This is a genomic window from Kineosporia mesophila (assembly GCF_021129235.1).
In the GTDB taxonomy this organism is placed as follows: domain Bacteria; phylum Actinomycetota; class Actinomycetes; order Actinomycetales; family Kineosporiaceae; genus Kineosporia; species Kineosporia mesophila.
Map to the genome: position 1 here is coordinate 99,356 of NZ_JAJOMA010000008.1, position 12,797 is coordinate 112,152.

11 protein-coding genes are annotated in these 12,797 nt (G+C 69.6%); 5 read left to right on the forward strand and 6 right to left on the reverse strand.

Going from position 1 to position 12,797, the window contains the following annotated elements; all coding sequences use genetic code 11:
* Positions 1-31 precede the first annotated feature (31 nt).
* Complete coding sequence (locus LR393_RS13290) at positions 32-580, forward strand: flavin reductase family protein (RefSeq protein ID WP_231484181.1); 549 nt, start codon at positions 32-34, stop codon at positions 578-580.
* A gap of 30 nt (positions 581-610) precedes the next feature.
* Here LR393_RS13290 and LR393_RS13295 read toward each other — a convergent pair whose 3' ends face one another.
* Together LR393_RS13295 and LR393_RS13300 are read right to left on the reverse strand one after the other, a co-directional pair.
* Positions 611-1,603 carry a Clp protease N-terminal domain-containing protein gene (locus LR393_RS13295; protein WP_231484182.1) on the reverse strand — a complete coding sequence of 331 codons (993 nt, stop codon included), beginning with the start codon at positions 1,601-1,603 and terminating at the stop codon, positions 611-613.
* Positions 1,604-1,822: 219 nt separating this feature from the next.
* Positions 1,823-3,649, reverse strand: coding sequence for a glycosyl hydrolase family 28-related protein (locus LR393_RS13300; protein WP_231484183.1), 1,827 nt, complete (start codon positions 3,647-3,649; stop codon positions 1,823-1,825).
* A 223-nt stretch (positions 3,650-3,872) separates the two neighbouring features.
* Between LR393_RS13300 and LR393_RS13305 the strand changes: the two genes are divergently transcribed.
* Together LR393_RS13305 and LR393_RS13310 are read left to right on the forward strand one after the other, a co-directional pair.
* Complete coding sequence (locus LR393_RS13305) at positions 3,873-4,523, forward strand: Atu4866 domain-containing protein (RefSeq protein ID WP_231484184.1); 651 nt, start codon at positions 3,873-3,875, stop codon at positions 4,521-4,523.
* An 86-nt stretch (positions 4,524-4,609) separates the two neighbouring features.
* Positions 4,610-5,746 (forward strand): thioredoxin domain-containing protein, encoded by a 1,137-nt coding sequence (locus tag LR393_RS13310; protein ID WP_231484185.1) that lies wholly within the window; start codon positions 4,610-4,612, stop codon positions 5,744-5,746.
* 14 nt (positions 5,747-5,760) lie between these two features.
* Here the strand turns inward: LR393_RS13310 and LR393_RS13315 are convergent, their stop codons facing one another.
* Positions 5,761-6,726 (reverse strand): TerC family protein, encoded by a 966-nt coding sequence (locus LR393_RS13315; protein WP_231484186.1) that lies wholly within the window; start codon positions 6,724-6,726, stop codon positions 5,761-5,763.
* A gap of 124 nt (positions 6,727-6,850) precedes the next feature.
* Between LR393_RS13315 and LR393_RS13320 the strand changes: the two genes are divergently transcribed.
* On the forward strand, positions 6,851-7,837 hold the full coding sequence (locus LR393_RS13320; protein WP_231484187.1) for a Clp protease N-terminal domain-containing protein: 987 nt from the start codon (positions 6,851-6,853) through the stop codon (positions 7,835-7,837).
* Here LR393_RS13320 and LR393_RS13325 read toward each other — a convergent pair.
* The 3 genes from LR393_RS13325 to LR393_RS13335 form a co-directional block, all read right to left on the reverse strand.
* Positions 7,802-8,503, reverse strand: a complete 702-nt coding sequence (locus tag LR393_RS13325) for a response regulator (RefSeq protein ID WP_231484188.1) — start codon at positions 8,501-8,503, stop codon at positions 7,802-7,804. The genes LR393_RS13320 and LR393_RS13325 overlap by 36 nt on opposite strands.
* Positions 8,503-10,113, reverse strand: coding sequence for a sensor histidine kinase (locus LR393_RS13330; RefSeq protein WP_231484189.1), 1,611 nt, complete (start codon positions 10,111-10,113; stop codon positions 8,503-8,505). The genes LR393_RS13325 and LR393_RS13330 overlap by 1 nt, the downstream gene beginning before the upstream one ends.
* A 337-nt stretch (positions 10,114-10,450) precedes the next feature.
* Positions 10,451-11,251 carry a YhjD/YihY/BrkB family envelope integrity protein gene (locus LR393_RS13335; protein ID WP_231484190.1) on the reverse strand — a complete coding sequence of 267 codons (801 nt, stop codon included), beginning with the start codon at positions 11,249-11,251 and terminating at the stop codon, positions 10,451-10,453.
* A 346-nt stretch (positions 11,252-11,597) separates the two neighbouring features.
* Here LR393_RS13335 and LR393_RS13340 point away from each other — a divergent pair, with 346 nt between their 5' ends.
* Positions 11,598-12,293, forward strand: a complete 696-nt coding sequence (locus tag LR393_RS13340) for a hypothetical protein (RefSeq protein ID WP_231484191.1) — start codon at positions 11,598-11,600, stop codon at positions 12,291-12,293.
* Positions 12,294-12,797: the final 504 nt, after the last annotated feature.

The following is a 12,797-nucleotide window of genomic DNA, read 5'->3' on the forward strand; positions in this document are numbered from 1 at the left end:
GTGGGTCGGACGAGTACCTGGAGGCCCGTAAATGACGTTCGTACCCCCCGATCCGACCGTTCCGCCCGCCGAGTCGCTCAACGAGCGCTTCCGGGCCGGGTTCCGGCTGCACGCCGCCGGTGTGAGTCTCGTGACCTGCGCCACGCCGGAGGGTCCGGTCGGCCTCACCGCGTCGAGCCTGGCCTCGGTCAGCGCCGTACCGCCCATGCTGTCGTTCTCGGTGGCCCACAAGAGTTCCGCGGGGGCCGACCTGGTGGCCAGCGAGCGGATCGGGGTGACGATCCTGGGGGAGGACGATGCGCTGGTGGCCGCGGCCTTCGCCCGGCACGGGGCCGAGCGGTTCACCCCGGAGCAGGGCTGGGAGGACGGCGACGACGGCCTGCCGGTGCTGAAGACCGCCCCGGCGACCATGTGGGGCCACCCGGTGCACGTGCTGGCGGCGGGAGAGTCGTGGCTGGTCCTGGTCGAGGTGACGCGGGTGGAGTTCGGGCCGGCGAGCGGGCCGCTGATCTATCACGACCGGGCCTTCCGGTCGCTGCACGAGCTGCCGATCGTGCTCGAGCGCCCCACCTCTGCTTGACCTCAACCCGGGTTGAGGTCCTGTCGCCGCTCAAGACGCCGGGGACGCCCGGAGCCGGCCCGGGTCGACACCCAGCGCCTCCACCAGCCGCACGCTGCGGTTACCGGGCTCGCTGATCAGCCGTTCCAGCAGCTCGGCGGTATCGCCCGGCCAGTCCCGGCCCAGCAGCCTGCGCGGCGGCACCACGTCGTCGCCCAGGCTGCTGTTCGCCATGGCCGTCCGTACCCGGTCGTGGTCCAGGCCGGCGGCCACCAGGGCCCGGGCCCCCTCGAACGTCTCCGTCGAGTTCCGCATCAGCTGCGGGTAGGCCTGCGCCACGGTGTAGGTCGTCAGGAGCGCCAGCAGCACGTCGTCGGTGCGCGCCCTGCCGCCGTCGCGGCGCTCGGCGATGTCACCGGCCTCCAGCCGCACCCACAGCACCGCCTGCCCGGAGAAGTTCTGCGGCAGCACCTTCACCAGCTGTGACAGCCAGAACTTGCCCAGATCCCGCGGCACGTAACGACGGTGACCGGCCAGGGCGTCGCGGGTGGGACGCAGCGGCGGCGGCATCGGGTCGTCCCGCTCGGGCACCTCGCCCCGGCGCAGTCCGGCCTCCAGCTCCTCGACGTCGACGGCCAGCTCGGTGAGCACCTGGACCGCACGGCACTCGCGGTCGGCGAGCAGGGTCAGCAGCAGGTCGACCGGGGTGACCTTGCCGTTCACGGATGCCTGCTCGCGGCAGCGCTCCAGCGCGGCCCGCGCCGCGTCGCTGACGTACACCGCCCGCCCGGCCAGACTCTCCAGCTCGGGCATCCGGTGGCGGCCGGCCTCGGGTTCGGCGTCGTCCGACCAGGCGGCTCTGCGTACGTGCCACAGCGTGAGGTCGTACGCCGCCAGGAACTCCTTGATCCGTTTCCGCGAAGCCAGGCCGGCCAGCAGATGCTGGGTGCCGACCCCGTTCATGCCCCCACCCAGGGCGTAGCCCTGGGAGAGGGCCCGCCGCAGTTCCTGGTCGGCCGGGTAGTCCGTCGCCGGTGTCGTCATACGGACAATCCTGGACGAGGAGGGTGGCCCGGGACGTCGGCCACCAGTCGCATCCTGCCGCTTCCCACCGGGTACGACGAAAGTGTTACGGCCAGAGATTCACCCGGCGCACTGGCCCGGGGAAGGGCCGGCCTGTTCCGGGGAGTGCGTGCCCCGGACGGACGAGCGCACCCCCCGTTCGGGTCAGGGCCGACCGGGGGGTGCGCGTTCGGGGGAGAGCTAGGACATGCTCCCGCAGGAGGAGGACCGGGTCGACCAGCCCGAGTTGCCGCCCTCGTCGGTGACCGTGAAACCGCTTCCGCAGTCGTAGACCGGCTGGGTGGCGCCGATGTTCGTGGCGGTCACGTCCTGGAACGAGGCCGAGCCGGAGGCCTGGAGCTGGAGGACGAAGGAGCCGGTGCCGTCGACGGTCACGCCGGAGAAGTTCAGCCCGGTCACGCTGCTCCCGACCACCTGGATCGCGGCGTAGGAGCTGTCGAGGACCGTGGTGTCCCGGACGTTGATCCGCACGCCGCCGATGCCCTCGTTCAGGCCGTCGAACCAGAGCGCGCCGATCCCGAACTTCCAGTTGCTGTCCAGGTTCCCGGCCCGGATCAGGGTGTTGCCGCTGAGCTCGAACGTGCCCTGCACCGCGGTCGCGCCCTGCACGCCGGGGTACCGGTTGCCGACGTGGATACCGCCGCCGTTCACCACCGTGTCGGCCACCACGTTCTTCGTGACGGTGATGTCCTCACCGCCGTAGATCGCGATGTTGTTCGCCAGAATCGGTGCCACCACGGTGTTCTGGGTGAAGGTATTGCCGGTGTTGTCGTCGTCCTGGGCCCACATCGCCAGGCCGTCGTCACCGGTGTTGCGCACGAACGTGTTCTGCACCGTCGAGTTGGTCACGCCCTGGTGGAAGTTCACGCCGTCGGCCGTGGTGTCGAGAATGCGGCTGTTCCTCAGCGTGAAGTTGTCCATCGGGCCGTCCATCCAGGCGCCGACCTTGGTGTGCTGCATCCAGACGTTGTCCACGACGGAGTCGCTCATCGCGCCGCCGATCGCCTGCCGGGGCGCGCTGTCGTCGCGGTCGGTGGTCTCGCCGATGATCGCGAGATTCTTCACCGTGACGTTCCGGCTGGGGCCGCCGTCGGCCACGTACTTGCCGTAGAAGCCGACGTTGTCGCCCGTCAGCACGCTGCGCCAGGGGCCGGCCCCGGTCACGGTGACGTCGTCCACGATCAGGTGGTCGGTGACCTTGAACGTGCCCTCGGGGATCCACACCGACCTCCCCTGGGAAGCCCCGTCGTACAGCGCCTTCTGGATCGCGCCGGTGGCGTCGCTGCGACCGGTCGCGTCGGCGCCGTAGTCCTTGACCACGTCGAGGGCGCCCGCTGGGGACCCAGCCGCCTCGTCCACCATCTCGAAGTCGGCGAGATCGACCGTTAAGGTGGGTGATTCGCTGATCGAGGTGACGCTCACGCGCACCTTCGAGCCGGCTGGGAGGGTCTTGCCGAAGAGGGTGCGGGCCTCGTCGTAGAAGTGATGAGGGTTCTCGCCCGGGGTGTCGGTGAACGGGTAGGTGCCGTAGAACCAGCCGTACTTCGAGGTCAGGCCGAGATCGGTGAGTTTCCCGCCGTCGCTCTCCACCGCCACGCGCGCGTCGCGGCCGGTGCCGGTCGCGTTGTCGGGCAGGCTGTACCGCAGCACCATCGAGTTGGCGGCAGCGGGCAGCGTGAACTCGACGTACTCGCCCACCGCGTCGAGCGTCACCGCGCGGCGGCCGGAGGCCTCGGAGGGCAGCGTGCCGTAGGTGCGGTCGGGGCCGATGACCGTGCCGTCGGTGGTGGCGTCCTCCGCCTCGACCTCCTGGAACGGCACCTGCGCGCCGCGTCCGTCGACCCCTACGGGGGAGACGGCGGAAATGGTGGACGTCGTGGTCGCCGCGGTCTCGTCGGTGCTGTTCCCGGTCTCCTCGGCGGCGGTGGCACTCATCGCGGCGACGCCGGCCGTGAGCAGGCCCGCGGCCGCGACGGCTGTCGCGATCCGGCGATTGATGCTCTTCATGAAGGTAATTCCTTGCGTCAGGATGCTCGGAACTGTACAGATGAATGAAAGTTATTGGCAAGAAAGCATTTTTATGTGCACGAGATTCGCACTGTCTTGATTTTCGGTTAGCGCGGCGGTTTTTTCTTGAGGGTTATTTAGCTACTGGGTGAAAGTTGCTTTATGGCTGGGTGGGGGTGACGCACCCACTGTGCCCGGACCGCGATGTGTCTAGGGTCGCGGCATGACCGACCTGCTCCTCACCGAGGTGACCGTTCTGACCGTGAGCTCAACCTCGTCCTCCATTCCCGCAGACGTGAGGGTGACCGACGGGCGCATCGCCGCCGTGGGAGGCGTGCAGCGGCAGCCGACGGCCCGGCCGACCAGAACGACCAGAACGATCGACGGACGGGGTGCGACCGTGGTGCCCCTGGTGCAGGGGACGCTGGAGCAGTTGGTCCCGGCCGCAGAACGCTTCCGTGACAAGGAGATCGCCGTCGGCAACGAGGCGTGCTTCGTGGTCGTGGACCGCCCGGTGACGCAGCGGGAAGCTCTGGGTGCCCTCATCGTGCGCCCCGCCGATCTGCGGGCGGTGGTGCTGGACGGTGAGGTGGTGGTGACCCGTGGGGGAGCCGAGGTGTTCCTGGAGCCGCTGCCGGAGGGGGACGCGCGGCTGGGGATCTGGATCGACCGCACCGGATACCTGCATCAGGAACTCGACGGGCGGGGCCGGTACGACGAGACCCGGGCCGGGCGGCGGCACGCCTGGGAAGGGCAGTACTGGGTCCGGGGGAACCGGGTCGTCTATCTCGACGACACCGGATTCTGGGCCTTCGGGGAGTTCAGCGACGCGGAACTGCATCACGCCGGTTACGTCATGAGTCTTGGGGAGTAACGACCGGTGAAATAATCGCCCGGGTGTTCGGCGCACACCATGGTGTTTTCGTGAACCGGCACACCTGTGCTTATCGTGATCCGGACATGATGAATTCTCTGACGGCCGAGCGCCACGACCAGGTGCTGGGCACCGGTCTGAACGTCCTGGTATTCAGGATGGCCGAAAGTCCCGCCTGCCGGCAGTTCCAGCCCGAACTCGACGACCTCGTCCGGCGCCGGCCGGAGATCGCGGTGTGGACGGTCGAGGCGATGAAGGAACGCGAGCTCTCCACGCGTCACCATCTGAAGGCCCTGCCGAGCATCGTCATCTACCGCGACGGGCTGCCCTGCCGGCGGTTCGCCGGGGGGATGGGGGCCGACGCGCTGTCCGAGGCGGTGGACGAGGTCTCCGTCGCCGACATGGCCGAGGAGCACCAGGACTGGATGCTCTGGATGGCCGAGACCGGTGAGGCCGGTTCGCCGTACATCGAGGGCCCGCCCGCCGGGCCATCTGCCGAGCCGGATTTCGAGCCGTCTACCGAGCCGGATTTCGAGCCGAGCCGGCCCGCCGACATCGGTCGGCCTTTCGGGCGGATGATGCCCACGGTGCCCGGCCGGACGACCACGCCGATGACGCCGGGCGTCCCGACGAGTGCCGGCACCCCCCTGATCCAGCGCCGGAGCGCCGCGTTCAGCCCGATGCTCCCGTCCCTGTCCTCCCGTACGACACCGGCCGTACCCGGGCGAACGGATGACCCGGTTTCGGGTGGAAATCTGGAATCCCTCATGAATTCGGCCACGATCGCCTGGTACGCCGGGGATGCGGCTACCGCCATTCGTGACTTCACTACTCTTCTCGAGATGGATCCGACATCGGAGCACGTCCTGAGTTCGCGAGGGCAGGTGCTGGCCGACAACGGAGGAGGCGTCACTGCTGTGAAAGACCTCGACCGGGCGATTGCCGGATCGATCGATGAATTCTCCGCGGCCTACGCGCGATCGGCCCGGGCCCTGGCCCTGGCGCAGAGCGGGCGGCACGAGGAGGCCGACATCGACATGGCCGAGGCGCTCTCAGTCACCCCGAACAGCGCGTGGGCGCACTTCCGTAAGGCCCGCATCCTGTTACTGCGCGGTGATCTCGCCGGCATGGACTCCTCGCTGCGCCGGGCCATGGAGACGGCCGAGCCGCCCCTGACCGAGCACCAGCGGGCGATGGCGCAGGCGCTGTTGCAGCTGAGCTAGGGCTTGCGGCTGAGCTAGGGCTTGCGGGCGGACGCGGCCAGGCTGGCCACCGTGGTCACGACCAGCGTCCCGATGATGACCGTCAGGGACAGCCAGATCGGGATCTCGCCGCCGAAGGGTGCCCAGTCCGCCCAGTGGTACTCGTGCATGGCGTGCAGCACGAGCTTCACGCCGATGAAGGCCAGGATGAACGACAGGCCCAGCGACAGGTAGATGAGCTTCTGCAGCAGGCCTCCGATGAGGAAGTAGAGCTGGCGCAGACCCATCAGTGCGAAGACGTTGGCGGTGAAGACCAGGTACGGCTCCTGGGTGAGGCCGTAGATGGCGGGGATCGAGTCGAGGGCGAAGAGCAGGTCGGTGCTGCCCAGGGCGATGATGACGAAGAGCATGGGCGTGATCAGCCGTCGTCCGTCCCGCACCACGGTCAGGGCCCGGCCCTCGAAGTCGTCGGTGGAGGGGAAACGCCGGTTGACGAAGCGCATGAGCGCGTTCTCGGTGACCTCGTCCTCCTCGTCACCGTGGTCGCGGTAGTCGGCCACCAGCCGGGCCGCGGTGTAGACGAGGAACGCGCCGAAGATGAAGAAGACCCAGGAGAACCGGCTGATCGCGGCCGCGCCCACGGCGATGAAGACGGCCCGGAACACCAGGGCCAGGATGATGCCGATGGTCAGGGCGTACTGCTGGAGATGGCGGGGCACGCCCAGCTTCCCCATGATGATGAGGAAGATGAACAGGTTGTCGACCGACAGGCTGTACTCGGTCAGCCAGCCCGCGAAGAACTCGCCCGCGTAACCGCTTCCGCTGGTGGCCCAGACCCCCAGGCCGAAGACCACCGCCAGCGCCACGAACACCGTGACGGCGATACCGGCCTCGCGCATCGTCGGCTCGTGCACATTGCGCCCGATGACGAACACGTCGAGGCCCAGCACGGCGACCAGCACGACCGCCGTGATGACCCAGGTGTACAGGTGAACGTCCACGAACGGGTCAATCGGCAGCCGGGGAGGCGGTCTTCACCCCGACGCGCCGGTACGACTTCCGTCGTACGGCGGTGTAGACGGATGGGCGACGCGTCCGCGGGGCCTGCCGCAGCAGGATCAGGACATGACGACGACAGCCCGCGCACCCTTCCCCGGCAGCGACGAGTTCAACCAGATCTGGACCCGCGCCTTCATCCACGCCGACGAGACGGTCGGCACCCACCACCTGCTGCGCGGCATGATGCACACGCCGCCGGTGCGCGATGCGCTGGACGCCTACGACGTCACCGTTCCGATTCTGCGCGGCCGGGTGCAGCTGGAGTCGGACGAGACCGGTGACAGGGGGCGGATGCTGGCCGTCACGGTGAAACCGACGCAGTTCTCCAGCGCGGCGGCGGCCGCCCTCGACCGGGCCCAGGACAGCCCCTCGGTGACGGGCCGGGCCGATCGAGGCCCGGTGGACGTGCTGCTGGCGATCCTCGGGGACTCGCAGTGCCGGGCCACGGGCATCCTCGCCGAGTGCGGCGTCGATATCGCCGAACTGCGCGAGGTCCTGCGCGAAGGACGGGTGCCGGCCCGCCACGAGCGACTGCCCGCCTCGCTGCACCGGACCCGCGACGCCCTGATCGGCCGGGTCCGCTACCAGCCGCAGGGCCGGGGCGTGACGGGCTGGCTGCGGAAGGTCGCACTGCACCTGACCGACCGGAACCTGGCTGCCGAGCCGGTGTTCTGGGTCCGGCTGGAGGCCGACGAGCTGGCCCGCGAGAACGGTCGCCGGATGAGCTCCGACGACGTGCTGCTGGCCCTGCTCACCACTCACCAGGTGGCCCTGGCCTACCCGCACCTGGTGGGTGGTGAGCAGCACCGGTACGGCGGCGGTCAGGCGCTGCTCGCCGCCGGGCTCGACCACGAACGTGTGCGCGACACGATGGCCGTCACCGACCTGGGTCGCGACGCCGTGCCGCCGCCGTCCACCTTCGGCGACTGGCCGCAGGACACCCGTCAGGTGCTGGAGCGCCTGGTTCGGGTGGAGGGCAACCGCAGTGCCCGGCTGCTGAAGGTCCTCGGCAGCCCTCTAGTTCCGGACGACACCGAGCCGGTGTGCGATTAGGGCCGCCTGCACCCGGTTCTCACACCCCAGCTTGGTCAGCACCCGGCTCACATGGGTCTTCACCGTGGCCTCGCTGATCCACAGCTGTGTGCTGATCGCGGCGTTCGAGAGGCCCTGCGCCACGAGCACCAGCACTTCGCGCTCGCGGGCGCTGAGCTCCTTCAGGCCCTTCTCGGCGAACTCGGGCAGCTCGATGCCGGGAGCCGGTGAGGCTGCCGGGGATGCCGCCGGCGCCGGGGCGTTCAGGCCGTCGAGCAGCTGACGGGTGACCGCGGGGGAGAGGAACGCGTCCCCGTTCGCCGCCGCCCGCACGGCCCGGGCCAGGTCTTCCGCCGCCGCGTCCTTCAGCAGGAACCCGGCCGCCCCACCGGCCAGCGCCCGGGTCACGTAGTCGCTCTCGCCGAACGTGGTGAGGATGATGACCACCGCCTCCGGCCAGCTCTCCCGCAGCCGGATCAGGGCGGTCAGGCCGTCGGTGCCGGGCATCTGCACGTCCATGAGCACCACGTCGGGCCGGTGCTCGAGCGCCTTCTCGACCGCCTCGGCGCCGTCACCGGCCTCCCAGGCGACGTCGATGCCCTCCACCATCGACAGCACGAACCGGATCCCGCCGCGCACCAGGGCGTCGTCGTCCGCGATCAAGACCCGTACCGGTGCGTCCGTCATCAGGTTCCCTCCGTGCGTACCCGCTGCTTGCTCACGAGAATGTCATCCTTGAAACAGAATTCGTAGTTGATCTGATAGTTCTCGTAATCCGGCTGCTCGGAGAGGTCGCCCGCGTAGGTCTCGCAGCGCTCCCCGTTCTCGTTGACCCGCGCCGACACCTTCTGGTCGTCGGTCAGCAGATGCCGCAACCGATCCTGGTCGTCACCCACCCGGATCGACCGGTACACCCCGACGTCCACCGGCATCGCCGCCGGAATCGTCGCCACCGCCCCGATGCACGAGCCCAGCGACAGCACCAGGGCCGCGATCACCGCGACCAGGCCGATCCGCTGCCGCCGGCTGCTGCGCTTGATGTCCTGCGGGAAGTCACCGGCCTCGGCCGCCCTCACCGGCGTCGGCACATCGGCCCCGTAGGGGAGCATCGCGCCCAGCCGGAAGCCACCGGCGTCCATAGGCCCATGGGACAACACGCCACCCGCCAGCCGGACGCGTTCGGCGAGCCCCAGCAGCCCCTGCCCGCTGCTCGGCCCGAAGTGCGGCCGCCCGTCGAGATTGCGGACCTCGACGAACAGCGCGTCGTCCTCGTACCGCACCTCGACCCGAACTGCCGCCCCACCGGCGTGTTTCAGGGCATTCGTGAGCCCTTCCTGCACCACCCGGAACGCGGCGTGCTCGGCCAGCAGCGTCAGCGGGCGGGGCTCACCCACGCGCACCAGCTCGATCGGGGTACCGGTCTGCCGCGCGGCCGTGACCGTCTGCTCGACCTCACCCAGTGTGCGGGCGCCGCCGGTGACCGTCTCGTCCTGGTGCAGCACCTTGAGAATCTGCCGCAGTTCGCCCATCGCCTGGGCCGAGGTGTCGCGCAGGAGCCCAACGGCTTTCGTGCTTGAGGACGTCTGCCCGCTCGCTTGCGGGGGTGGCTCGCTCTGGGCCAGGCCCCCTGCGTACAGGGAGATCAGGGTGAGGCGGTGGCCGAGGGAGTCGTGCAGCTCGGCGGCGATCCGGTTGCGCTCGCGGGCCTGGGCCTGGCCGGCCACGAGAAGTCTTTCCTGGTGCAGTTCGAGGTTGCGCTGGTGCATGGTCATGACGAGCAGGCGGCGCTGGGCGATCATCGCGGCGATCGCCCCCGGCAGCACGGCGAACGAGGCGAAGGCGGTGACCGCGATGAGCACCGCGCCGACCCGGCCGAGCCCCTGACCCCCGGGCTGGACCAGGATCCCGGCCAGGCAGCAGGCCAGCGTGACCAGGTAGCCCCCGACGACGGCCAGGGGTTTCTTGGCCCGGTAGCCGGTGGAGGCGCTCAGCACGGTGATGAGCAACGTGGTGCCGCCGGCCGGGATGCTCGCGAGGGAGCCCAGGACCAGCGCGGTGACAGGACGGATGAGGCGCAGCGGAACCAGGACCAGGCAGGCCAGCCCGGCACCGATCGCGGCCAGCCACTGGGCCCCGGTCGGCGTCCCGCCGGGGCTCCAGATGATGACGGCGCTGAAGTTGGCGGCGCTGCAGAACAGCATCAGGACGCACTCGTACACGACCCGGCCGGCGCTCGCCCCGCGAACCGCCTTCCACCAGGTCGCCAGGGTCCGGGTCGCGGCTCTCAGGGCTGTCATCGCAGCACGAGCCTAGGGCATGGGGGCAGCTCGCCGGGTGCCCCAAAGTGCTTTCCCAGAATCACCTTCCGTGATGAAGGCGGTGGATTGCGTAACGGTCGACCGGGGGCACGGCGCCCTAACACCCCCTCCTTCGTGATCATGCAAAACCTCCCCGGAGTTCTAGAACTCTTGCGCTCACAGTTCTAGAACTCCGGGGAGGTTCTGCATGATCACGGCAGGGGTGTCGGGGTTGTTGCGGCCGGGTGGAGGAGGCGTGCCCGGTGGTTCACACCAGCCCGGCGGAACAGTCCTCGACCGGCGCCGGGTGCCGGTTCTCGGGGGCAGTGGGGCCGGCTCAGGAAGATTCGGTCAGCATCGCGTGAATCGACCAGGTCAGGGCGTAGCCCACGCAGACCACGGCGTGCAGCACCCAGAGCCAGAGCAGCAGCCCGGTCGTGACGCCGACGATGGTCAGGCCGCCGAAGGGCCGGCCGAGATCGACGGGCAGGGCCAGGAACAGGGTGAAGCCCTGGAGGAAGCCGGAGATGAAGGCCGCGGTCACCACGGCCGAGATCCAGGCGGCCCTCCAGCTCGGCCGTCCCGGGGCCACCACCCGGAACATCCAGGCCAGCGGTGCCCAGAGGATCACCCAGACCAGGTTCAGCCCGAGGTAGGAGGCCACGGCGACCCCGGCCAGGCCGTTCTCGGTCTCCAGGTTCTCCACGGTCGGGGTGACCACCAGCAGGGCCAGCAGCATGAGCGGGGCCAGGCCGAGCAGCGGCAGCGTGAGGATGCGGGCCCGGATCGAGGGTGGGGGAGCGGAGCGGTGCTCGGCCGGCATCAGCCGGGCCAGCGCCTTTCCCAGCCCCCGCCCGTACGCCGAGGCCATGAACACGGCGAGCAGCACGGACGGCACCGACAACGACAGCCCGGCGTCGAACAGCGCCACCACCCAGCGGTCGGCGCCCTGCTGGGCAGGGATCGCCGAGGCCAGGTCGGCAGCGTGCTCGGCGATCAGGTCGCGGCCGAACAGCAGCCCGGCCGAGGCGATGGCGACGAGCAGGGTGGGCACCGCGGCCAGCGCCCCGTACAGCGCGGCCCCCGACGACAGCAGGGCGGTGTCGGTGCCGGTCAGGAGCACGCGCGTCCCCGCCACCGCCCGGGTCACCGCGGATCGAACTCGTGACCACCGGGTAAGCACCGGCTCAGCATCACGTAAGCAGCAAACATCGGCACGCCAAGACCCCCACCCCTCGTCCGTGATCATGCAAACCTTCCCCGGCGCTCCAGGGGATGAGAGCTCCGGAACACCGGGGGAAGGCCCCCCTTTGTTCGTGATCATGCAAAACCTCCCCGGAGTTCTAGAACTGTGGCCGCGAGAGTTCTAGAACTCCGGGGAGGTTTTGCATGATCACGGAAGGTTTGTGGGGGTCTTTGGGGCCGGTGGGGGAGGTGGGGGCTGGACTTTCTGCTGGAGGGGTTTGGTCTGGCATCGTCAGTTCGTGGGGAAATCAACGGGGTACGACGGGGCTGTGTTGTTGCTCGACCTGGAGAGCTGTCTGGGGGTCCAGCCGAAACTGCAGACCGTGCGCACGAAGGTGCCGGCCCTGATGGCGGCCGCGCAGCCGGTGGAGAGAGTGGTGGCGGCCTGTGCGGGGTCGCGCATCGAGCTGGACCGGCGGGCCGAGCTGATCAGACTCGGCGTCGATCTGCATCTGGTGGGTGACGAGCGCGACGCCGCCGACATCGCGCTGCTCCAGGTCGCCGAGGCCTGGGCGGGGAAGGGGTGCAGACGGTTCGTGGTCGCGTCGTCCGACGGGCGCTTCGCCCGGCTCGCTCAGTTCGGGAGGCTGGAGGTGCTGGTCTGGGAGAGCAAGAGTCCTCCGCTGAGCACGGTGCTGAAGGCGGCCGGGCAGGTGCGCCGGGTGCCGGTGCCCGGCGCGCGGATCCCGGCGCAGTCCTCGCCCGGGACGTCGGCGCGCCAGCCTCTGCTCACGGTCGTGCCCGACCGCCCACATACTCCGCACGCCCCGCACACCGCGGCGGCCGAGGCGCGGTCGCGACCGGGCGTCACCCCGCGGGTACTGGCCGGCTGGAGCTCGAAGGCCGCCGTCACCTTTGCGGCCGGGGTGCTCTTCGGCGCCGGTTGGGCTTTCGGCTCGGCCGTCATGAACAGGGCTGTCAACAGGGGGATTTAGGCAGGATTTGAGGCGAGGTGGTGCGCGCCCGGTCCCCGAGGGGGCCACCCCCACGGGGGCCCGAACCGGGCGCGCACCTGCACCGCGACCGCGACAGAGGGATGTCTGCCGGCCCCGATGCCTTCCAGCCGCGGCGAACTCCATAGGTGGGGAGTCGCACCACGGCGATTCTGGCCGCACTCTCAGTGGACCGCGCCCCGGGCCCGTAGCCAATCGCCCCGAAGCGGACACCCCGTTTGTCTCCATGATCCACGTGCCGTGCCACCTCGTCCTCAATTCTCGTTGTTGCAGGTCAGGGGCGTGTTCGGGGCCGGGCCGAAAAAAATTCCGGGGGAGGGGCAACCTTTCGGCCCCGCCGACTGACTAAGGGGACGTCAGAAGCGCGGGGCGCCGGTGAGTACGGCGGTTCCCAGGACCTGTTCAGGGCAGGTTCTCAGGAACACGATTCAGGCCTGTTCAGGGCAGACCTGATGACTCACCGGCCCCGCGCGGACACTCCTTTGG

Bases quoted from the DNA above. Each gene is read 5' to 3' on its own strand.
- LR393_RS13320 (WP_231484187.1), top strand. From the start codon at position 6,851: ATGACGACGACAGCCCGCGCACCCTTCCCCGGCAGCGACGAGTTCAAC.
- LR393_RS13290 (WP_231484181.1), top strand. From the start codon at position 32: ATGACGTTCGTACCCCCCGATCCGACCGTTCCGCCCGCCGAGTCGCTC.
- LR393_RS13305 (WP_231484184.1), top strand. From the start codon at position 3,873: ATGACCGACCTGCTCCTCACCGAGGTGACCGTTCTGACCGTGAGCTCA.
- LR393_RS13295 (WP_231484182.1), bottom strand. From the start codon at position 1,603: ATGACGACACCGGCGACGGACTACCCGGCCGACCAGGAACTGCGGCGG.
- LR393_RS13325 (WP_231484188.1), bottom strand. From the start codon at position 8,503: ATGACGGACGCACCGGTACGGGTCTTGATCGCGGACGACGACGCCCTG.
- LR393_RS13300 (WP_231484183.1), bottom strand. From the start codon at position 3,649: ATGAAGAGCATCAATCGCCGGATCGCGACAGCCGTCGCGGCCGCGGGC.
- LR393_RS13330 (WP_231484189.1), bottom strand. From the start codon at position 10,113: ATGACAGCCCTGAGAGCCGCGACCCGGACCCTGGCGACCTGGTGGAAG.
- LR393_RS13310 (WP_231484185.1), top strand. From the start codon at position 4,610: ATGATGAATTCTCTGACGGCCGAGCGCCACGACCAGGTGCTGGGCACC.